Origin of the sequence: Paracoccus sp. S1E-3 (genome assembly GCF_013868135.1) — a bacterium.
In the GTDB taxonomy this organism is placed as follows: domain Bacteria; phylum Pseudomonadota; class Alphaproteobacteria; order Rhodobacterales; family Rhodobacteraceae; genus Paracoccus.
Genome location: NZ_JACEMU010000004.1, coordinates 228,412 through 247,515, shown reverse-complemented (window position 1 = coordinate 247,515; position 19,104 = coordinate 228,412). Strand labels below are relative to the sequence as shown.

General features: G+C 66.1%; 17 protein-coding genes. 10 read left to right on the top strand and 7 right to left on the bottom strand.

All coding sequences use genetic code 11. The features are described from left to right. Positions 1-84: 84 nt before the first annotated feature. From H1S04_RS01230 to H1S04_RS01210, 5 genes are read left to right on the top strand one after another with little or no spacing between them, the layout of a single operon-like run. The gene (locus H1S04_RS01230; RefSeq protein ID WP_181743744.1) at positions 85-1,083 is read left to right on the top strand and encodes a hydroxyacid dehydrogenase; all 999 of its coding nucleotides are present in this window, start codon (positions 85-87) and stop codon (positions 1,081-1,083) included. Positions 1,084-1,094: 11 nt separating this feature from the next. Beyond that, the gene (locus H1S04_RS01225; protein WP_181743743.1) at positions 1,095-1,772 is read left to right on the top strand and encodes an RraA family protein; all 678 of its coding nucleotides are present in this window, start codon (positions 1,095-1,097) and stop codon (positions 1,770-1,772) included. 50 nt (positions 1,773-1,822) lie between these two features. Next, positions 1,823-2,779: a tripartite tricarboxylate transporter substrate binding protein gene (locus H1S04_RS01220; protein ID WP_181743742.1), complete on the top strand. Its 957-nt coding sequence runs from the start codon at positions 1,823-1,825 to the stop codon at positions 2,777-2,779. Beyond that, complete coding sequence (locus H1S04_RS01215; protein ID WP_181743741.1) at positions 2,779-3,240, top strand: tripartite tricarboxylate transporter TctB family protein; 462 nt, start codon at positions 2,779-2,781, stop codon at positions 3,238-3,240. Before H1S04_RS01220 ends, H1S04_RS01215 begins: the two co-directional genes overlap by 1 nt. Before the next feature lie 25 nt (positions 3,241-3,265). Beyond that, positions 3,266-4,774, top strand: a complete 1,509-nt coding sequence (locus H1S04_RS01210) for a tripartite tricarboxylate transporter permease (protein ID WP_181743740.1) — start codon at positions 3,266-3,268, stop codon at positions 4,772-4,774. A gap of 751 nt (positions 4,775-5,525) precedes the next feature. Here H1S04_RS01210 and H1S04_RS01205 read toward each other — a convergent pair. Beyond that, positions 5,526-6,467 carry a ring-cleaving dioxygenase gene (locus H1S04_RS01205; RefSeq protein ID WP_181743739.1) on the bottom strand — a complete coding sequence of 314 codons (942 nt, stop codon included), beginning with the start codon at positions 6,465-6,467 and terminating at the stop codon, positions 5,526-5,528. A 118-nt stretch (positions 6,468-6,585) separates the two neighbouring features. On the opposite strand from H1S04_RS01205, the gene H1S04_RS01200 reads away from it, so the two are divergent. Next, positions 6,586-7,503, top strand: a complete 918-nt coding sequence (locus H1S04_RS01200) for a LysR family transcriptional regulator (RefSeq protein WP_181743738.1) — start codon at positions 6,586-6,588, stop codon at positions 7,501-7,503. Here the strand turns inward: H1S04_RS01200 and H1S04_RS01195 are convergent. Then, complete coding sequence (locus H1S04_RS01195) at positions 7,455-8,966, bottom strand: MFS transporter (RefSeq protein WP_181743737.1); 1,512 nt, start codon at positions 8,964-8,966, stop codon at positions 7,455-7,457. The two genes, H1S04_RS01200 and H1S04_RS01195, sit on opposite strands and share 49 nt — an antisense overlap. A gap of 106 nt (positions 8,967-9,072) precedes the next feature. On the opposite strand from H1S04_RS01195, the gene H1S04_RS01190 reads away from it, so the two are divergent. After that, complete coding sequence (locus H1S04_RS01190; protein ID WP_181743736.1) at positions 9,073-9,642, top strand: TetR/AcrR family transcriptional regulator; 570 nt, start codon at positions 9,073-9,075, stop codon at positions 9,640-9,642. A 323-nt stretch (positions 9,643-9,965) separates the two neighbouring features. Here the strand turns inward: H1S04_RS01190 and H1S04_RS01185 are convergent, their stop codons facing one another. Next, positions 9,966-10,736 carry an IclR family transcriptional regulator C-terminal domain-containing protein gene (locus H1S04_RS01185; protein WP_255435423.1) on the bottom strand — a complete coding sequence of 257 codons (771 nt, stop codon included), beginning with the start codon at positions 10,734-10,736 and terminating at the stop codon, positions 9,966-9,968. Between the two features lie 110 nt (positions 10,737-10,846). Between H1S04_RS01185 and H1S04_RS01180 the strand changes: the two genes are divergently transcribed. The 3 genes from H1S04_RS01180 to pcaF are packed head-to-tail and all read left to right on the top strand — an operon-like array spanning position 10,847 to position 13,423. After that, the gene (locus tag H1S04_RS01180) at positions 10,847-11,554 is read left to right on the top strand and encodes a 3-oxoacid CoA-transferase subunit A (protein WP_181743734.1); all 708 of its coding nucleotides are present in this window, start codon (positions 10,847-10,849) and stop codon (positions 11,552-11,554) included. Further along, complete coding sequence (locus H1S04_RS01175; RefSeq protein ID WP_181743733.1) at positions 11,551-12,222, top strand: 3-oxoacid CoA-transferase subunit B; 672 nt, start codon at positions 11,551-11,553, stop codon at positions 12,220-12,222. Before H1S04_RS01180 ends, H1S04_RS01175 begins: the two co-directional genes overlap by 4 nt. Position 12,223: 1 nt before the next feature. Next, on the top strand, positions 12,224-13,423 hold the full coding sequence (gene pcaF, locus H1S04_RS01170) for a 3-oxoadipyl-CoA thiolase (RefSeq protein WP_181743732.1): 1,200 nt from the start codon (positions 12,224-12,226) through the stop codon (positions 13,421-13,423). Between the two features lie 39 nt (positions 13,424-13,462). Here the strand turns inward: pcaF and tdh are convergent, their stop codons facing one another. The 4 genes from tdh to H1S04_RS01150 form a co-directional block, all read right to left on the bottom strand. Next, a complete protein-coding gene (tdh, locus tag H1S04_RS01165) occupies positions 13,463-14,488 on the bottom strand; it encodes an L-threonine 3-dehydrogenase (RefSeq protein ID WP_181743731.1) in 1,026 nt (341 codons plus the stop codon). Beyond that, positions 14,488-15,678 carry a glycine C-acetyltransferase gene (locus H1S04_RS01160; protein WP_181743730.1) on the bottom strand — a complete coding sequence of 397 codons (1,191 nt, stop codon included), beginning with the start codon at positions 15,676-15,678 and terminating at the stop codon, positions 14,488-14,490. The genes tdh and H1S04_RS01160 overlap by 1 nt, the downstream gene beginning before the upstream one ends. Positions 15,679-15,762: 84 nt before the next feature. Further along, positions 15,763-16,323, bottom strand: a complete 561-nt coding sequence (locus tag H1S04_RS01155; RefSeq protein WP_181743729.1) for a helix-turn-helix domain-containing protein — start codon at positions 16,321-16,323, stop codon at positions 15,763-15,765. A 44-nt stretch (positions 16,324-16,367) separates the two neighbouring features. Then, positions 16,368-19,022, bottom strand: a complete 2,655-nt coding sequence (locus H1S04_RS01150; protein ID WP_181743728.1) for a hypothetical protein — start codon at positions 19,020-19,022, stop codon at positions 16,368-16,370. Between the last annotated feature and the right edge of the window lie 82 nt (positions 19,023-19,104).

Below are 19,104 nucleotides of genomic sequence, written 5' to 3'. Positions count from 1 at the left end.
TAATATCAATAATTACGCGCTTTCATTTAGTAAATCAAATCGTATCACTGATCGCAGCTCGAATATCATCGAAAGTGGGGGGAGATGACCGAGACCATCCTGATCACTGGGCCCAGTCTGGCGCCCGAGGCCGATGCGGTCCTGAAAGCCGCCGGTTACCTGCCGGTCTATGTGCCACCCTATACCGAGGGCGACGGTCTGCTGAACATCGTGGCCGAGGCCAGGCCCGCGGGTATCCTCGTCCGCATGGGCCGCATCGATGAGCGTATCTTCGAGGCGGCGCCGCAATTGCGGGTGATCTCGAAACACGGGGTCGGGGTCGACAATATCGATGTCGACGCAGCCAGTGCGCGTAACATTCCGGTCATTGTCGCCTCCGGGGCGAATGCGGTCTCGGTGGCCGAACATGCCATCGCGCTGCTGTTCGCGGTGGCCAAGCAGATCGTGCCGCTGGATCGCAGCCTGCGCGAGGGGCGTTGGGAAAAGCCGGGTTTTCAGGGCCGCGAACTGGCCGGCTCGACCCTCGGCCTGATTGCATTCGGCGCCATCGCGCGGCAGACGGCGCGCTATGCCAAGGGGTTGGGGATGACGGTGCTGGCCCATGATCCCTTTGCCCGCGACGAGGTTTTCGCCGCCGAGGGCGTGACCCGCGCCCCCGATCTGGACGCGATGCTGGCCGCAAGCGATATCGTCAGCCTGCACAGCCCGCTGACCCCGCAGACCCGCAACCTGATCAACGCCGAACGGCTGGCACTGATGCGGCCCGGCGCCATCATCGTCAACACCGCCCGCGGCGGTCTGATCGACGAAGACGCGTTGCTGGCCGCCCTGCGGGCGGGCCACATCGCCGGGGCGGGGCTCGACAGCTTCGCCAAGGAACCGGCAGACCCGGACCACCCCTTCTGGACCGAGATGCGCATCGTCGCCACGCCCCATATCGGCGGCGTGACCTCGGCTGCAAATCTGCGCGTCGGCGTCGAGGCGGCGCAGGGGATCGTCGATGTCCTGGCCGGGGCACCGGTCCCGCAGACCCGCATCATCAACCACGAACGCCTTGCCGCCGCCACGCGCGCCGCAAGCTGAGGAGCACGCCCATGTCCATCGGATTCCGCATTCTGGAACGCCAACGGGTGGCGCCCCCCGACTGGGTGGCGAAATATGCGACCCTGCCGGTGGCCAATGTCAGCGACAGCATGGCCCGCATGAGCGCCGCCGGCGACCGGTTGCGCAAGATCCATCGTACCGGCCAGCTGGCCGGACCGGCGCTGACGGTCAAGGCACGTCCCGGCGACAACCTGATGTTGCACAAGGCCATCGATATGGCCCGGCCGGGCGATGTGATCGTCGTCGATGCCGGCGGCGATCTGACCAATTCGCTGATGGGCGAACTGATGCTTGCCCATGCGATCAGGCGTGGCGTAGCGGGCTTTGTGCTGAACGGCGCCATCCGCGATGTCGATGCCTTCGTCGAAACCAATCTGCCGGTCTGGGCGGCGGGGGTGACGCATCGCGGCCCCTACAAGGACGGCCCGGGCGAGATCAACGTGCCCATCGCCATTGACGGCATGGTGATCGAGCCGGGCGACCTGATCCTTGGCGACAGCGACGGCGTGCTGTGCGTGCCCTTCGATCAGATTGCCGAGGTCCACGAAAGGACCATCGCCAAGCAGGAGGCCGAGACCCGCCAGATGGCCGCCATTGCCGCCGGGACCAATGACCGGTCCTGGGTCGATGTGGCGCTGAAGCGGCTTGGTTGCGAAATCCCGGCATAAGCCGGATCAACGGCCATCGGCCCGGCGCCATGGCCACAAGGGAGGAAGACATGAACACCAGATTTGCCCTGCCGCTCGCGGCAGCCATCTCGCTCGCGGCCACCACCGCGGCGCTTGCCGACTGGCCCACCGACCGGCCCATCGAGATGATCGTGGCCTATGCACCCGGCGGCGGCACCGATATCATGCTGCGCACGCTGGCCCCCTATCTCGAGGCCGATCTTGGCACGCAGATCCCGGTCATGAACCGGCCCGGGGCCTCGGGCGAAATCGCCTATACCGCGCTGGCGCAGGCAAAACCCGATGGCTACACCATCTCGTCGCTGAACACGCCCGGCTTTCTGACCATGCGCATCGACCGCAAGCTGCGCTTCGATCCGGACGATATCTGTCCGATCGCGCGCATCGTCGAGGATCCCGGCATGTTCGTCGTGCAGGCCGCGTCCGAGTTCAACAGCCTGGCCGATCTGGTGGCCTATGCCAAGGACAACCCCGGCGCGGTCTCGATCGGCACCACCGGCGTCGGCACAGACGAGCATCTGGCCATGCTGCAACTGGAACAATCGGCCGGCGTCGATCTGACCGCAGTGCCCTTCGGCGGCGCGAACGAGGCCAAGACCGCGCTGCTGGGCGGCCATGTTACCGCGATCGGGTTGAATGTCGGCGAATTCGCCAGCGCGGAGCCGGGCCAGATCAAGGGCCTTGCGCAATTCGCCGGCGAACGCTCGATCCTGGCGCCGGAGCTGCCGACCGCGACCGAACAGGGCTTTGATGTGCTGATGTCCTCCGAACGCGGCCTGGCCGCGCCCTGCGCGGTGCCCGAGGATCTGCGTGCCAAACTGTCTGACGCCGTGGACAGGGCGCTTGCCAATCCCGAATTCCAGGAAAAGGCCAGACAGCAGGGGCTGGCGCTGTCCTATCAGTCGGGCGCCGACTGGTCGGCCGCGATGCCCGAACGGCTGGCGCGCTATGAGGAGATTTTCAAGCTGATCAAGGAAAACCAGTGATGGCCGGGCCGGCTGCGTCCGACAAGGGCGACCGTCCCGATCTTCTGACGGCGGCGATATTCGTGGGGTTTGGCGCACTCGGCCTGTGGCAGACGCGGGTGCTGGAGGGCGGCACGCTGGCGCAGATGGGACCGGGCTTTCTGCCGCGTGTCGTCTGCGTGCTGCTGATCGTCCTTGGTCTGGTGATCGGTTTCGCGGCGCTGCGCCGCGACGCCGAGCCGATCGAGCCGATCAAGCTGCGGCCGGTCATCATCATCACCCTGTCGATCGTCGCCTTCGCCTATGCCGCCACGCATCTGGGCTTTGTCATCGCCTCGTTGCTTCTGGTGATCGCGGGATCGCTGGCCGATCCGGGCGGAAAATGGCGCACGACGCTATTGCTGGCGGCGGGGCTGACCGCCTTTGGCGCCATCGTCTTCGTCTATGGGCTTGGGGTGCAGGTGCCGCTCTGGCCGGTCTGAACATCGTGCGTCTGGGGAGGGCGTCATGAATTTCGTGGATCTACTCATGCTTGGGTTCAGCGAGGCGATGACGCCTGCCAACCTTGGCTTCTGTCTGCTGGGCGCGCTTCTGGGCACGCTGATCGGCGTGCTGCCGGGGATCGGGCCGACCGCGACCATCGCGGTGCTGCTGCCGATCACCTTCTTTCTGCCGCCACTCGCGGGCATCATCATGCTGGCTGGCATCTATTACGGCGCGCAATATGGCGGTTCGACCACCGCCATTCTGGTGAATCTGCCGGGCGAGGCCTCGGCCGTGGTGACAACACTCGACGGCTATCAGATGGCCCGGCAGGGCCGGGCGGGCGCGGCGCTGGCGGTGGCGGCGCTGGGATCCTTCTTCGCCGGGACCGTCGCCACCTTCGCCATCGCCGTCGCCGGGCCGACCCTATCCAGCTTCGCGCTGAATTTCGGGCCGGCGGAATATGTGGCGCTGATGGTCTTTGGCCTTCTGGCGGCCACCATCCTGGCCAGCGGCCCGGTGCTGAAGGCCATCGGCATGATCCTGATCGGGCTTCTGCTGGGCATGGTCGGCACCGATCAGGCGACGGGCGCCGAACGCCTGACCTTCGGCGCGGTCGAGCTGTTCGACGGCATCGATTTCATCGTCATCGCCATCGGCCTGTTCGGCTTTTCCGAGATCATCTCGAACCTGGAACGCAGCGGTTCGGAGGGCGTCACCGTCGCCCCGCTGACCCGGCTCTGGCCCACGCGCGAGGATTTCCGCAACTCCTGGGCCGCCGTGCTGCGCGGCACCGGTCTTGGCACGCTGCTGGGCCTGCTGCCGGGGGGCGGCGCGACGCTGGCCTCGTTCAGCGCCTATTCGCTGGAAAAGAAGGTTTCGCGCCACCCCGAGAAATTCGGCACCGGGGTGGTCGAGGGCGTCGCCGCCCCCGAAGCCGCCAATAACGCCGCCGCGCAATCCTCGTTCATTCCCCTGCTCACGCTGGGGATTCCATCCAACAACATGATGGCGATGATGCTGTCGGCCTTCATGATCCACGGCATCACCCCGGGCCCATCTGTGCTGACCAACCAGCCCGAGATCTTCTGGGGCCTGGTCGCCAGCATGTGGATCGGCAACCTGCTGCTGGTGGTCATCAACCTGCCGATGATCGGACTGTGGGTGCGGCTGTTGACGGTACCCTATCGTCTGCTCTACCCGGCGATTCTGCTGTTCTGCTGCATCGGCGTCTATTCGATGAACAACCGCATCTTCGACGTGATCCTTGCCGCCGGCTTCGGCCTTCTGGGGTATGTCTTCCGCAAGGCGAAATGCGAGCCGGGGCCGCTGCTGCTGGGCTTCGTCCTTGGCCCGCTTCTGGAGGCAAACCTGCGCCGCACGCTGTTGATCACCCAGGGCGACCCGAGCATCTTCATCGAGCGGCCCATCAGTCTGGTGATGCTGATCGCCACCGTGGTGCTTCTGGGCCTGATGATCTTTCCGGCCTTCCGCAAGACCCGCGAAGAGGCGTTCCAGGAAGAGGAAGCCTGATCCGATTTGCATGCCAGCTTGCCAGCCCCGCCTGCGATCTGCAACCGGGGCTGGTCTCTGTCTGCAGGCCCTGCTGATATGGTCGCCACGACGCATCGTACCGCAAACCTGACGGGCTTACGAAACCCGCTTCATTGCTTGGTTGGTATTCCGGTCGCAGCCCGAAATGCAATCTTGCCGTCGATGACAAGACGGTTTCTCGCGTCCTTTGAGTGATGCCTGTCGAATACCATGACGATCCGTGCAGGATCGTCTGAGGTTCCCGCGGTTCGGTGTCTCACATGAATTCTTGGCCCGCTCGGCACGAAATCAGTCGCGGAGGCAACGATACGCAAAACCACCGCACTGTTGTTCTTCAGGACGGAGGTTTGCCCGCAATCGCCGCAAACGTAGGAGGTGTCATTTCCCAATCTTATCCCCCTGCCATGTGGCTGGTTCGGCATGACTTGCTTGCCAATCCGGCCGCTTCGACGGAAAGGATCGGGGGGCGCCGCAATCAGACCCCACCGCGGATTGCGGCAATAGTGGATGTCGATCTACTGGCATAGACGCGGAAGACGGCGCTCACCGCCTGTCGAAGATATTTTCGGGACAGGGTTCCCCTGACAGCTCCCTTCGGATTCCAGTCAGGCATAGACCCGTAAAGAAAAGGTTGGCCGCAACGCGGCCAACCGACGTGAACTTGCCGTAGGTGTAAAGGGCTGGCAGACAGGCGGTGCCCCTTGAGGGCTGGTTCCGGCCGAGCGCGGCCTCAGTCGAGCGGTTTCAGCCCGGCCTCGATCTGCGCCCGCCGCGGCTCCAGAAACGGGGGCAGGGACAGGCCCTCGCCCATGGTCTCCATCGGTTCGTCCACGGCGAAGCCGGGGCCGTCGGTGGCGATCTCGAACAGGTTGCCGCCGGGCTCGCGGAAATAGAGGCTGCGGAAGTAATAGCGCTCGACCTCGCCCGAGGAAGGGATGCGGAACTCGTCCAGGCGGTTCGCCCATTCGTGAATGGTCTTGATGTCCGGGGTGCGGAAGGCGACGTGATGAACCGCGCCCGCGCCCTGACGCGCGACCGGCAGGTCGGGCTGGACGGCGACATGCAGTTCCGCTGCGGGACCGCCTTCGCCCATCTCGAACACATGGACCTGTCCTTGCCCGTCGGGGCTGGCGTAATCGCGAACCCGGCGCATGTTCATCACCGTGGTCAGCACCGCCTCGGTCGGGGCCAGATCGGCCACCGAGATGGTGATCGGACCGAGGCCGCGGATCTGATGTTCCGCCGCGACCGGGCTGCGCTCCCACGGGTCCGCGGGGCCTTCGACATCGCCGGTCAGCCGGAAGCGCTGCCCCTCGGGGTCTTCGAAATCCAGCGTCGCGCGGATATCGGTGGTGCCGATATCGCCGACCGTCAGACCCTTGTCGCGCAGACGCCCGGCCCAGAAATCCAGGCTGGATTCGTTGACGCGCAGGCCGGTGCGGCTGATCGAATGGGTGCCGCGCCGCTCGCGCGAGACGGGCCAGTCGAAGAAGGTGAGGTCGGTCCCGGCGCTGCCTTTGCCATCGGCAAAGAACAGGTGATAGGCCGAGGTGTCGTCCTGATTTACGGTCTTCTTCACGCGGCGCAGGCCCAGCGTGTCGGTATAAAAGCGATTATTCGCCGGCGCGTCGGCGGTGATCGCGGTCAGGTGGTGAATGCCGGTAAGGTCCATGTCGGTCTCCCTTTCGCTGAGGTGAATATCGACCCTCGCAACGCCTGACGCCAGACGGACAAATTCGAAGGTAGCGTTCGAATATTGCGAACGGCACGCGGGCTGCTATGATCCCAGTATGCGTTATGACCTTGACCAGATCGAGACTTTCCTCGCGGTGATGGAACTGGGCACCGTCACCGCGGCCGCGGCGCGGCTGAACCTGTCGAAATCCGTCATCTCGAAGCGGATCACCGATTTCGAGGCGGTGATCGGCGCGGCGCTGTTCAAGCGCAATGCCGGCCGCATCACCCCCACCGAGGCCGCGATCAGGCTGGCCGAGCGCCTGCGCCCGGCGCTGTCGGAACTGGTTGCGGCCACCGAAAGCGCGGGCTGGGGAATGGACGGGGCGGCCAGCCTGCGCGGATCGCTGGCGATCGCCGCGCCGATGACCTTCGGCACCATGTATCTGACGCCGATTCTGGCGCGCTTCGCAACCGCCCATCCGGCGCTGGAGCTGCGCATCGACTACGAGGACCGGTTGCGCGACCTGACGCGCGAGGGCTTCGATCTGGGCATCCGCATCGGGCATGCCCGTGACAGCGCGTTGATGGCGCGCAAGCTGTGCGAGGACCGCCCCGTGGTGGTGGCAAGCCCCGCCTATCTGGAACGCGTGGGGACACCTACCACCCCGGCCGAGCTGGCCGCACATCCGGTGATCGGCTACAGCCATGTCCCCAACGCCCAGATCTGGCAGTTCAAACAGGGAAACCGCATGGTCTCGCCCGCGGTCAAGGGTCGGCTGATGCTGAACAATGGCGAGGCGATCCGCGACATGGCGGTCGAGGGTCTGGGGCTGGCGATGCTGCCGGGCTTCATCGTTGCCCCCGCTCTGGCCGAGGGGCGGCTGGTTCGGGTGCTTCCCGATATCGAACCGCGCCCGCTGCCGATCATGGCGGTGTGGCCGCCGGTCACCCCGATGCCGATCAAGCTGCGGATGCTGGTCGACTATCTCGCGGCCGAACTGGCGGTGCCGGACTGGCGCGGCGCCCGGTAGGCCACGCGTCGGATCAGGACCGCCATTGCGATAAGGATCACCACCGCCACGACCGTGACGCCGATGAAGGCGCTCTCGAAGGCCCTGCGGGCGAGCGACGTGACCGCGGCCGCCTGTTCGGGGGGCAGGGCCTCGGACAGGATCAGCGCCTCGTCGAGACTGTCGCGGGCTTCGGGCGCGATGGCGAGATGGTCGGGCAGGACCAGGCTGCGCGTATAGATCGCGGTCATCAGGCTGCCCAGAAGGGCCACGCCAAGCGCCCCGCCCAGCTCATAGGAAACCTCCTCGACCGAGGCAGCCATGCCGGCGCGGTCTTCGGGCGCGGACAGCATGACGGCGCTGGAGGCCCCGGTCATGGCGGCGCCCACAGAAAAGCCCATCACCGCCAGCGCCGCGATCGACAGCGCGGCCGACCCGTTCCGCAGCAGCAGATAGGCCACCAGCGACAGCCCCGTCGCCAGCAGCGCAACCCACAGCACCCGCATCGTCCCGATCCGGGGCAGGGCCAGCCCGGTCAGCGGTCCGGCGAAGAAGGCCGCGGCCGGGATCGGCAGGATCACCAGCCCCGCCTGCAGGGGAGTGAGGTTCTGGACCAGCTGCACATGCTGGCTCAGCACCAGTTCCACCCCCACCAGCGCGCCCGACGCGGTCAGGGCGGTAGCCACGCCCGCCGAGAAGCGCGGGTTGGAGAACAGCGTGAAGTCGATCAGCGGATGGGCGCTGCGGCGCTGTCGGCGTACGAACAGCGTCAGAAACGCCAGCCCGAGGATCAGCGCCGGCAGCGCCAGCGCCGGGTCCGGGCTGCGCTTGCTGATTTCCTTGATGGCGAAGGTGACGCCGACCAGACCGACCAGCACCTGCAGCGATCCGATGAGGTCCCAGGGCCGGTCGGCGTGGCCGGGCCGGTTTTCCAGCAACACCGCCCCCGCCAGCAGCGCCACCAGCACCACAGGGACGTTGATGAGAAAAACCGAGCCCCACCAGAAATGTTCCAGCAGCAACCCGCCCAGCACCGGGCCCAGTGCCGCCCCGCCCGAGGCGACGGCGGCCCAGACGCCGATGGCGAAGGCGCGTTCGGATTCGTCGGTGAAGGTCAGCCGGATCAGCGACAGCGTGGCCGGCATCATCATCGCCGCCCCCACCGCCAGCAGCACCCGTGCCGCGATCAGCACCTGCGGCGTGGGCGCGAAGGCAGCCAGAGCCGAGGCCGCCCCGAACACCACCAGTCCCAGAAGGAACATCCGCTTGTGCCCGACCCGGTCGCCGAGCGTGCCGAGCCCCGGCAGCAGCCCCGCCACCACCAGCGGATAGGCATTCACGATCCACAGCTTTTCGGTGGCGCTCGCGCCCAGATCATGGGTCAGCCGGGGCAGCGCCGTATACAGCACCGTCATGTCGATGACGATCAGCAGCAGCGCGCTGGAAACCACGGCCAGCACCAGCCAGCGATTACGGGACAGCATTGCCTTTCCTTTCTCATGGGCGGGATGACACGGCACACTATAAATACATACGTATTGAAATGAAAGATGCTATTCAGTATCTTTGTATGGAAATCAGGAGGGCCGCATGGCCGGACGCCCGCGCAGCATAGACAGGGACAAGGTTCTGGATGCCGCCGAAAGCATTGTCGCGGCCGAGGGGGCTGCGGGGCTGACCTTTGACGCCGTGGCCCGCGCCGCCGGGATTACCAAGGGAGGCGTGCAGTATTGCTTTGGCACCAAGGATAAGCTGATCGACGCCATGATCGACCGCTGGAGCGACGCCTTCGAAGCCGATATCGCCGGACTGGTTGGCCTTGACGCCGACCCGCTGGACATCATTCGCGGCCATCTGACGGTGACGCGGGACGAAGACGCCGCAGATCACTCGCGTTCGGCGGTGATGATGACGGCGCTTCTGGATCGCCCCGAACGCGTGGCCGAAGGGCGCGCGTGGTATACGCAACGCCTTGCCGGTCTGGACATGGACCGGGCCGAGGACCGCCGGGTGGCGCTGGCGTTTCTGGCGGGCGAGGGGGCGTTCCTGCTGCGGGCGCTGGGGCTGATCGAATTTGACGATGCCGGCTGGCGGAACCTGTTCGACGACATGCTGGCCATGCTGAAGGCACGGCACGACGGCGAGGCTCCGAACCCATAGGGGACAGATCGCTGCTTCACGGTTCATCTCAGGCCCCAGATGGGACGCCGGGCAGCTCAACCTTGCGGACCCACCGTCCGGCCCATCCGTTCCAAACAGGCGATGTGGGCGCCGATTACGGCCGTGAAGCGCACTTTGGGACCTGATCGGCGCAGGTATCTGCTTCCCCGCGCAGCGCGGCAGGAAGAAACTCCACAACCCCCAAGGGGCGCCAAGCATCGCCATGCGATGCGGGAAAATCGCGAGGCGTTTCTCGCCGTCACTTTTCCGGCAGGGTCATGCCTCGGGCGGTGATTTCATGCGCCCGCAACCTGACGCACCGGTCAGGTCAGCATCGGACGCAGCATCGCCTGCGCCTGCAGAAGCGCGGGCAGAAACTGCACCTGCAGGTCCTCGACGCTTTTCTGCACCGCCGCCACGCCGACATTCAGCGCCGCCACCACCCGGCCCCGCGCATTCATCAGCGGCACCGCGATGGAGCGCAGGCCGATCTCGACCTCCTGGTCGATCACCTCGAAGCCGCGGCTGCGCACCAGTTCCAGCCGGGCCATGATCTGCGTCGGAACGGTCAGCGTCAGCGCCGTGCGCGCCGGCAGCGGGCCTGCGCCCAGCACCGCGCGGGCCTCAGCCTCGGCCAGCGATGCCAGCAGCACCCGCCCCATCGAGGTGCAATAGGCCGGCAGCCGCGAGCCGGGGCTGAGGCCGATGGACATCACCCGCTGGCGCGCGGCGCGGGCCACGTAGACGATCTCGGCCCCGTCGAGGATCGAGACCGAGACGCTTTCGTTCAGCGTTTCGGACAGGCGGTCCAGCGTTGGCTGGACCAGGCGAGGCAGGGGCATCGTCGCCAGACAGGCCGTCCCCAGCCGCAGGACCCGCGGCGTCAGGGTGAAGAACTTGCCGTCGTAATCGGCATAACCAAGCTCGGCCAGCGTCAGCAGGCAGCGCCGGGCGGTGGCGCGGTCAAGGCCGCTGGTCGCGGAAACCTCGGCGATGGATTGGCGCGGACGCTCGGCGGTGAAGCTTTCGATCACCGCCAGCCCCTTGGCCAGCCCGCCCATCACATCCCGTGCTGCCACCATTTCGCGCCTCATTTGTGCGATTGTCGAACAAATAACGTATATCGCACAAATTGGGTTGCTGTCGAGGCTGATTTGCCCCTAATCCTCGGCCCATCTGATGAGCTGTTCTGTGGGAGAGGGGAATGGACAAGACAATTGCGTCAACGGCCGAGGCGGTGGCCCCGATCAGGGATGGCGCCACGGTGATGATCGGCGGCTTTGGCGGATCGGGCGCGCCGATCGAACTGATCCATGCGCTGATCGACCACGGCCCGAAGAATCTGACGGTCATCAACAACAACGCCGGCAACGGGCATGTCGGACTCGCGGCGCTGATTGAACAGGGGTTGGTCAGCAAGCTGATCTGCTCGTTCCCACGCTCGGCCGATCCGAAGGTCTTTACCGACCTCTATCTGGCCGGCGGAATCGAACTGGAACTGGTCCCTCAAGGCACGCTTGCCGAACGCATCCGCGCGGGCGGCGCCGGGATCCCCGCCTTCTATACGCCGACGGGCTTTGGCACCCAACTGGCCGAGGGCAAGCGGATCGCTGAATTCGAAGGCCGATCTTACGTGCAGGAACGATGGCTGAAGGCCGATTTCGCGCTGATCAAGGGCGAACTCGGCGATCCCTATGGCAACCTGACCTATCGGATGGCGGGGCGGAACTTCAATCCGCTGATGGCGATGGCGGCTGCCAACACCATCGCCCAGGTCAGTCGCATCGTGCCGGCGGGCGACATCGATCCCGAAGCCGTCATCACCCCCGGCATCTTCGTCCAATCGGTGATCGAAGTCCCGCGCCCAGCGCAGGAGGAAGTGCTGAACCGCGAGGAGGCTGCTTACCCATGACCCGCAAACTCACCAACGCCCAGATCGCCTGGCGCGCCGCACAGGACATCGCCGATGGCGCTTACGTCAACCTCGGCATCGGTTTCCCCGAAATGGTGGCCAAGTTCCAGCCCGCGGGACGCGAGGCGATCTTCCACACCGAGAACGGCATCCTGAATTTCGGCGAGGCTCCCGCACCGGGGCAGGAGGACTGGGACCTCATCAATGCCGGCAAGAAGGCGGTAACGCTGAAGCCGGGTGCGGCATTCTTTCACCATGCCGACAGTTTCGCCATGGTGCGCGGCGGTCATCTGGATGTGGCCATCCTCGGCGCCTATCAGGTCGCGGAAAACGGCGATCTCGCCAACTGGTCGACGGGACCCAAGGGCGTGCCCGCCGTCGGGGGGGCGATGGATCTGGTCCATGGGGCGCAGCGGGTCGCGGTCCTGACCGATCACGTCACCAAGGACGGCAAGCCGAAACTGGTCAAGCGCTGCAGCCTGCCGCTGACCGGGGTGGGCGTGGTCACCCGCATCTATACCAGCCTCGCCGTGATCGATGTCGAGGATGGCCATTTCGTCCTGCGCGAAAAGCTGCCGGCGATCCCGCTGGACGAGCTGCAAGCGCTGACCGGGGCAGAGCTGCATCGCCCCGGCCCCATCACCGACCTGACCGTACCGGAGCTGTGAGATGACCGAGGCCTATATCTGCGACTATATCCGCACCCCCATCGGCCGTTACGGCGGCGCGCTGTCTGCCGTTCGCGCCGACGATCTGGCCGCGGCACCCTTGAAGGCGCTGATGGCGCGCAATCCGGGCGTCGACTGGGAGGCCGTGGACGACGTCTATTACGGCGCCGCCAATCAGGCGGGTGAGGATAACCGCAACGTCGCCCGCATGGCGGTGTTGCTGGCGGGGCTGCCCATCGCTGTGCCGGGCACGACGATCAACCGGCTCTGCGGGTCGGGCATGGGCGCGGTGCTGGCCGCCGCCCGCGCCATCAAGGCGGGCGAAGCCAGCCTGATGATCGCGGGCGGCGTGGAATCGATGTCGCGCGCGCCTTTCGTTCTGCCCAAGGCCGACAGCGCCTTCTCCCGCAATGCCGAGATCTACGACACCACTATCGGCTGGCGCTTCGTGAACCCGGCGATGCAGGCCGCCTACGGCACCGATTCCATGCCCCAGACCGGCCAGAACGTCGCCGATGATTACGGCATCAGCCGCGCGGCGCAGGATGCCATGGCGCTGGCATCCCAGCAGAAGGCCGCCGCCGCCATCGCCAATGGCCGCCTCGGGCGGGAAATCACGCCGGTCTCGATCCCGCAGAAGAAGGGCGATCCGGTCGTCGTCGACACCGACGAGCATCCCCGCACGACCACGGCAGAGACTTTGGCCAAGCTTCGCCCGCTGTTCCCGAACGGTTCGGTCACGGCGGGCAATGCCTCGGGCGTGAATGACGGGGCGGCGGCGCTGATCATCGCCTCGGCCGAGGCGGCGCGCGCCCATGGGTTGACGCCCATTGCCCGCATTCTTGGCGGGGCGACGGCAGGGGTCGAACCGCGCATCATGGGGATCGGTCCGGCGCCCGCCTCGCAGAAGCTCATGGCGCGGCTGGGGCTTGCACAAGCCGATTTCGACGTGATCGAGCTGAACGAGGCTTTCGCGGCGCAGGGCCTCGCCACCTTACGATTGCTGGGGATTGCCGATGATGACCCGCGGGTGAACCGCAATGGCGGGGCGATCGCGCTCGGTCACCCCTTGGGCATGTCGGGCGCGCGCATCACCGGCACGGCGGCGCTGGAGCTGGCGCTGACCGGGGGCAAGCGGTCGCTGTCGACCATGTGCATCGGCGTGGGGCAGGGCATCGCCGTCGCGCTGGAACGCGAGTGACGGAAAGGCCGGGTCACGCGCCCGGCCTTTCCTTTGCCATCAATCCCAGTCGAGGACGATCTTGCCGCTTTGGCCCTGCCGCATCGTCTCGAACCCGAGAGCGAAGTCGTCGACCGGCATTTCGTGCGTAATCACCCCGCTGATATCCAGCCCGTTTTCCAGCATGGCCAGCATCTTGTACCAGGTCTCGAAGATCTCGCGTCCGTAAATACCTTTGATGGTCAAGGATTTCAGGACGATCTTGCTCCAATCCACTGGGGTCGATCCCGGCGGGATGCCCAGCATGGCGATGCGCCCGCCCATGACCATGGATTCGACCATCTGGTCAAAGCCGCGCGGGTTCCCGGACATTTCCAGACCCACGTCAAAACCCTGACGCATGCCAAGGCGGCTGCGGACGGCGGCCAGATCCTCGGAGGCGACGTTGACCGTGACCACATCGGCCACTTTGGCGGCCAGGTCCAGCCGGGTCTGGTTCACATCGGTGATGACCACATGGCGGGCGCCGACATGGCGCGCCACCGCCGCCGCCATGATCCCGATGGGGCCCGCGCCGGTGATCAGCACGTCCTCGCCCACCAGATTGAAGCTGAGCGCGGTATGAACCGCATTCCCCAGCGGGTCGAGGATCGCGCCGATCCGGTCGGGCACGCTGTCGGGCAGCGGCACCACGTTGAAGGCGGGCAGGCGCAGATATTGCGCGAAGGCGCCCTGCACATTCACCCCGATCCCTCGGGTTTCCGGGTCCAGATGGAACTGGCCCGACCGGCTTTGCCGGCTGGTGGTGCCGATCAGATGCCCTTCGCCCGAGACGCGCTGACCGACACGCAGATCCCTCACGTCGCGGCCCAGCTCGACGATCTCTCCGGCGAATTCATGGCCGGTGATCATCGGCACCGGCACCGTGCGCTGCGCCCATTCGTCCCAGTTCCAGATATGGATGTCGGTGCCGCAGATGCCGGTCTTGCGGATGCGGATCAGCACGTCCGAGGGACCGATTTCCGGCACCGGCTCGTCCTGGAGCCACAGCCCGACTTCGGGTTTTGCCTTGACCAGAGCCTTCATCAGATCACTCCTGTTTCCCGTCCGGCCTCGCGGAAGGCCTGCAATGCGATATCCAGATCCTCCATGGCGATGGCCGCGTTCATCTGGGTGCGGATACGCGCCTGACCGCGCGGCACGACCGGGAAGAAAAAGCCCGCGACATAGACGCCGCGCGCGTCGAGTGCCTCTGCCATGGCCTGCGCCAGCGAGGCCTCGCCCAGCATGACCGGGACGATGGCGGTTTCGCCCGGCAGCAGGTCGAAACCGGCCTCGGCCAGCCCGTCGCGCCAGTAGCGGGTCTTGCGGAACAGATCGCCGCGCAGGTCATCGGCGCCTTCGACCAGATCGATCGCGGCCAGGCCGGCGGCGGTAATGGCGGGGGGCAGGGCATTGGAAAACAGATAGGGGCGGGCGCGCTGGCGCAGCAGATCGATCACCGGCTGCGGCCCGGCGATATAACCGCCGAGCGCACCGCCCAGGGCCTTGCCCAGCGTGCCGGTGATGACATCGGCGCGGGTGCCGAAATGCGCGGCGGTGCCGGCCCCTTTCGGTCCCAGTATCCCCGCCGAATGGCAGTCGTCCACCATCAGCAGCGCGCCATATTGATCCGCCAGCGCCCGGATTTCCGGCAACTTCGCCAGATAGCCGTCCATCGAGAAGACGCCGTCCGTGGCGACCATGATGAAGCGCGCCCCGTCGTCGCGGGCTTGTTGCAATTGCGCCTCCAGATCCGCCATGTCGGAATTGGCGTAGCGATAGCGCCTGGCCTTGCAGAGCCGGATGCCGTCGATGATCGAGGCGTGATTCAGCGCGTCCGAGACGACCGCGTCTTCCGGCCCCAGCAGCGGTTCGAACAGCGCGCCGTTGGCGTCGAAACAGGAGGCGAACAGGATGCTGTCATCATGGCCGAGCCAGCGGGCGATGCGCAGTTCCAGTTCGCGGTGCAGATCCTGCGTGCCGCAGATGAACCGAACCGAGGCCATCCCGTAGCCATGGGTCTCCATCGCCTCATCGGCGGCGGCGCGCAGCACCGGGTGATTGGCCAGCCCGAGATAATTGTTGGCGCACAGGTTGATCGCCTGACGATTTCCCAGCGTGATCCGGCTGCCCTGCGGGCTGGTGATCAGCCGTTCACGCTTGGTCAGGCCGTCCGCGGCAATGGCCGCCAGCTGGGCATTAGTGTGGTCCAGAAATTCCGCTGCATCCGCCATAAATGAATCCTCTCCGCTTTAACGGAAGATACGATCGGGACCAGATTCGTGCAAGATAGAAGATAAAATCCGGGATCACGGATTTCAGCTGTTCCTGACGATCATCAGCACCCGGGTCGGATCCTCCCCCGCCGTCACACTATGGGGGCAATCGGCGGCATAATTCGCCGCGTCATCGACCCGCAACTCTGCCGTCTCGCTGCCCGATCTGACCGTGACCGCGCCCTCCAGCACCAGCAGATCCTCGCGGCAACCGGCGCGATGGGGGGCAGAGTCCAGCACGGCATGGGGCTTGAAGCGAATCTCATAGATCTCGTGGTCCCCGACCGATTGCGGCGCGCTGAGGATGCGGATCACCACATCGCGGCCACGGCCTTCGATGACCGGGGCGGCTGCGGCCGGCACCACGCGGATTTCGGGTTCCACCCGGTCTTCCAGCAGCCCGGCGAAATCGACCTGCAAAGCCTGCGTCAGGTTCCACAGCGTTGCGACCGTGGGACTTGATTCGCCACGCTCGATCTGACTGACCATCGAGCGGCTGACACCCGACAGCTTCGCCACCGCCTCGAGGCTGAGCCCCTTGGCGCGGCGCGCCTCTTTCAGGTGGGTGGCTAGTCGGGTGACGATATCGGGGTTCTGGGCCATGGCAGCAAGCTGTGCGCCGGGGCGCGATCTGTCAATACGGGCGATCAGTATTCGCCCGCCTCCTCGGGCTGGTCGGCGCAGAAACGGTTGCCCGACGCGGCATTCGTCCAGCATTCCCAGCCATTCTCAACGCTGTGACCGCCGACCTCGGCCCCGTTCAGATAGCGCTTGCCCTTGCTGTCGCGGGTGACGGTGCGGTCGCCGTCGGGCCAGACATAAAGGCCGGCCTGGCCGTCGTCGTCAAATTCCAGCACGTGAAAGACGAAATACTGGCACGGCTTTTCCGAGATGACCCTGCCCGCCGCATTCTGCACGCGGCAGGTCCTCGGCAGGCGCGGATAGTCGCCGCGCGACCATGCCGTCAACAACGCCCAGTTTGCTGCACATGCCGGTTGCTGATCGGCGCCGTCGGTCTGACGACAGGCGCGCAGGAAGGCATGGGATGCCCGGCTGAGGCCGTAGGCGGTGATCTCGGGCGGTGTCTTGTGGCCGGGTGCGGCGATCGTCACCCCATAGGGGATATCGTTCCAGTCCAGCCGGTCCCGGTTCGCGACGATCAACTGGCCGTAAAGCAGGCAACCCTCGCCATCCCACGTCTCGGCGCGGTCGTGGAAACAGGCGCGCTCGAACTGTGCCATGGCGGCGGCGGCGTTCACGGGCGCGCCCTGTCCCGCGGCTTCCATCTTTCCCAGCGATGTGCAGGCCGAGGGGGTCATTTCCCAGTCGTCGGAATCGCAGATGAAGGTCAGATAGCGCCGCGCGGTGGCGTAATCACGGGTGTTGCGCATCGCGTGTTCGCCGCCCCAGAAGCAGGCCTGATCGCCCTGATAGCTGGGGTCCCTGATGAACATCGCCGAGGTGCAGCCCAGGGCATAAGCGGCACTGGCGGCTGCGAAATCCCCCCGCTGCTCCTGCAGATAACCCAGCGAGGCGCAATTCCCCATCGCCTGCGCGCCAGCCTTGCAGCCCTTCTGCAACGCCGCGAGCCGCTGCTCCGGCTGGCCCGGGTCCGCGGTGGTGGCGCCCTCGGCCCCGGCCTCGCGCGGCTCGAACAGACGCGCCAGCGCTGCGCAGCCCGCGATCCGGTCGGAACGGCAATTCTCGCGCAGCAGCTTTTCCGCCACGGACATATCGGCTGCCGCCTTGGCTTGGCGATAGGCATGCAGCGCGCTGTTGCACGCGTCGCTGGCATAACGTGTGCTGACCGTCCGGCAGGCTTCGGCATATTCCTCGTATCGGGCGAGGGCCGGGCCAGCCGTCTCGGGCAGGTCGGCGGGCAGCGTCGACGCGAGGTCCGAACAGCCCGGCGCATCCGCACCGGGCTGCTGACACAACGCGATCGCCTTCGCGGCGGCGCGGCGGCGGGTCGCCGCATCGGCCCTGCTCCGCTGATTGCTGATCGCGACGCAAGCGGTCACGTTCCCGGCCGCGCATCCGTCGCTCAGGGCCGCGAAGGCCGTGGCCAGGCGGTTTTCATCCGGCGGGGCGCCGCGGTTGTCGGCCCCGTTCAGAAAAGCCGCGTAGCCGGCATATGCCCGGCTGCAGACGCCCTGATCCGCGTCACGCGCGCAGGTCGGGGTCAGGATCTGCGCCAGCGCATATTGGTCATCCGGGGCGAAGGGACTGCCGACCACCTCGGCCTTCATGCCGATCAGTTGGACCAGTTCCGCGCAGACCCAGCCGCGCACCTGACGGCACATCTGCAGGTAGGCCTGAAGGGCGGTCAGATATTCGGCCCGGTCTCCGGTTTTGAATTGCAGTTCGGGCCGCCCCAGATACAGGCAGCCGTCCAGCCGGCCGGCATCGCAGCTGACCTTGCCGAGTTCGGGCTCCATCCGGGGCGGGAAATTCGCGTCCTCTTGCTGGGAAATCGAGGCTGCCTTTTCGATCCAGCCGCCCAGTTCGGGCTTGATCAGCTCCTCGCAATGCAGCGGCAGGCCGCCCATGCAGCCCAACAGATCGAACCGGGTCAACTCTGCTATCAGCGCGTCGTCATGGGGGCGGCTGTCCCAGGCCGCCCTGGTGTAATTGAGGCAATCAGCGGTCTTGCCGTTCTGGCAGTTCCAGCGCCACCGTTCGGTCTGGTCGTCGGGCGGCGTCGGGCTGAGGGCGTCGAACACATCGCCGCGCCGGTCGAGGATGCCCACGTAATTCGCCCCCGTGGTGCAATAGGCATCGTCCGGCAGGGGCGAGCCGGGGCCCAACACCTGACCCACGGCCTTCAGGCTGATCGGGCCGATCGAGATCGCATACCAGCCATTGACCGACTGAAAGACGGACATCAGCGGCAGATAAGCGGAGTTTTCGCGGGCATAGGTCTGCACCTCGGGAATGGTGCGGCGCGAGGCGACAATCACGTGACAGCTGTTCGGGGGCGCCAGAAAGCGCGGCGCGCCCGCGTTCTGCCGCTGTCCGAAATCGCAGAAATGCGCCATGCGGTCGACGGCGGCAAAACCCTGCAATGCGCCATCGGTGATCCGCAGGTAATCGCGGCCGGACCCGTCAAAGCGCAGATCGCCGATGGTGACGCGCGTTCCGGCCGGCACTTGCCCGATCCGTCTGCCGCCCGGTGCGTCCAACACCTCGGTCATCGCGCAGACCTGCCGGTAGGCGGGGGGCTGATAGTCGGGCAAGGTCTCGGCATGGGCGGCGGCGACCATGAGGAGCAGGGCAGGCCACAGGCTGCGAAACCGGAACATCACATCTCCTCTCGCCGCAAGGTCTTGCCCCTGCGGTATTATCCGTTGCTATCGGGCGGAAATAAGGGGGTCAATCAGGCCC

Excerpts from the sequence above, each read along its gene's own strand:
- H1S04_RS01230 (WP_181743744.1), top strand. The coding sequence starts at position 85 with ATGACCGAGACCATCCTGATCACTGGGCCCAGTCTGGCGCCCGAGGCC.
- H1S04_RS01225 (WP_181743743.1), top strand. The coding sequence starts at position 1,095 with ATGTCCATCGGATTCCGCATTCTGGAACGCCAACGGGTGGCGCCCCCC.
- H1S04_RS01220 (WP_181743742.1), top strand. The coding sequence starts at position 1,823 with ATGAACACCAGATTTGCCCTGCCGCTCGCGGCAGCCATCTCGCTCGCG.
- H1S04_RS01215 (WP_181743741.1), top strand. The coding sequence starts at position 2,779 with ATGGCCGGGCCGGCTGCGTCCGACAAGGGCGACCGTCCCGATCTTCTG.
- H1S04_RS01210 (WP_181743740.1), top strand. The coding sequence starts at position 3,266 with ATGAATTTCGTGGATCTACTCATGCTTGGGTTCAGCGAGGCGATGACG.
- H1S04_RS01205 (WP_181743739.1), bottom strand. The coding sequence starts at position 6,467 with ATGGACCTTACCGGCATTCACCACCTGACCGCGATCACCGCCGACGCG.
- H1S04_RS01200 (WP_181743738.1), top strand. The coding sequence starts at position 6,586 with ATGCGTTATGACCTTGACCAGATCGAGACTTTCCTCGCGGTGATGGAA.
- H1S04_RS01195 (WP_181743737.1), bottom strand. The coding sequence starts at position 8,966 with ATGCTGTCCCGTAATCGCTGGCTGGTGCTGGCCGTGGTTTCCAGCGCG.
- H1S04_RS01190 (WP_181743736.1), top strand. The coding sequence starts at position 9,073 with ATGGCCGGACGCCCGCGCAGCATAGACAGGGACAAGGTTCTGGATGCC.
- H1S04_RS01185 (WP_255435423.1), bottom strand. The coding sequence starts at position 10,736 with ATGAGGCGCGAAATGGTGGCAGCACGGGATGTGATGGGCGGGCTGGCC.
- H1S04_RS01180 (WP_181743734.1), top strand. The coding sequence starts at position 10,847 with ATGGACAAGACAATTGCGTCAACGGCCGAGGCGGTGGCCCCGATCAGG.
- H1S04_RS01175 (WP_181743733.1), top strand. The coding sequence starts at position 11,551 with ATGACCCGCAAACTCACCAACGCCCAGATCGCCTGGCGCGCCGCACAG.
- pcaF (WP_181743732.1), top strand. The coding sequence starts at position 12,224 with ATGACCGAGGCCTATATCTGCGACTATATCCGCACCCCCATCGGCCGT.
- tdh (WP_181743731.1), bottom strand. The coding sequence starts at position 14,488 with ATGAAGGCTCTGGTCAAGGCAAAACCCGAAGTCGGGCTGTGGCTCCAG.
- H1S04_RS01160 (WP_181743730.1), bottom strand. The coding sequence starts at position 15,678 with ATGGCGGATGCAGCGGAATTTCTGGACCACACTAATGCCCAGCTGGCG.
- H1S04_RS01155 (WP_181743729.1), bottom strand. The coding sequence starts at position 16,323 with ATGGCCCAGAACCCCGATATCGTCACCCGACTAGCCACCCACCTGAAA.
- H1S04_RS01150 (WP_181743728.1), bottom strand. The coding sequence starts at position 19,022 with ATGTTCCGGTTTCGCAGCCTGTGGCCTGCCCTGCTCCTCATGGTCGCC.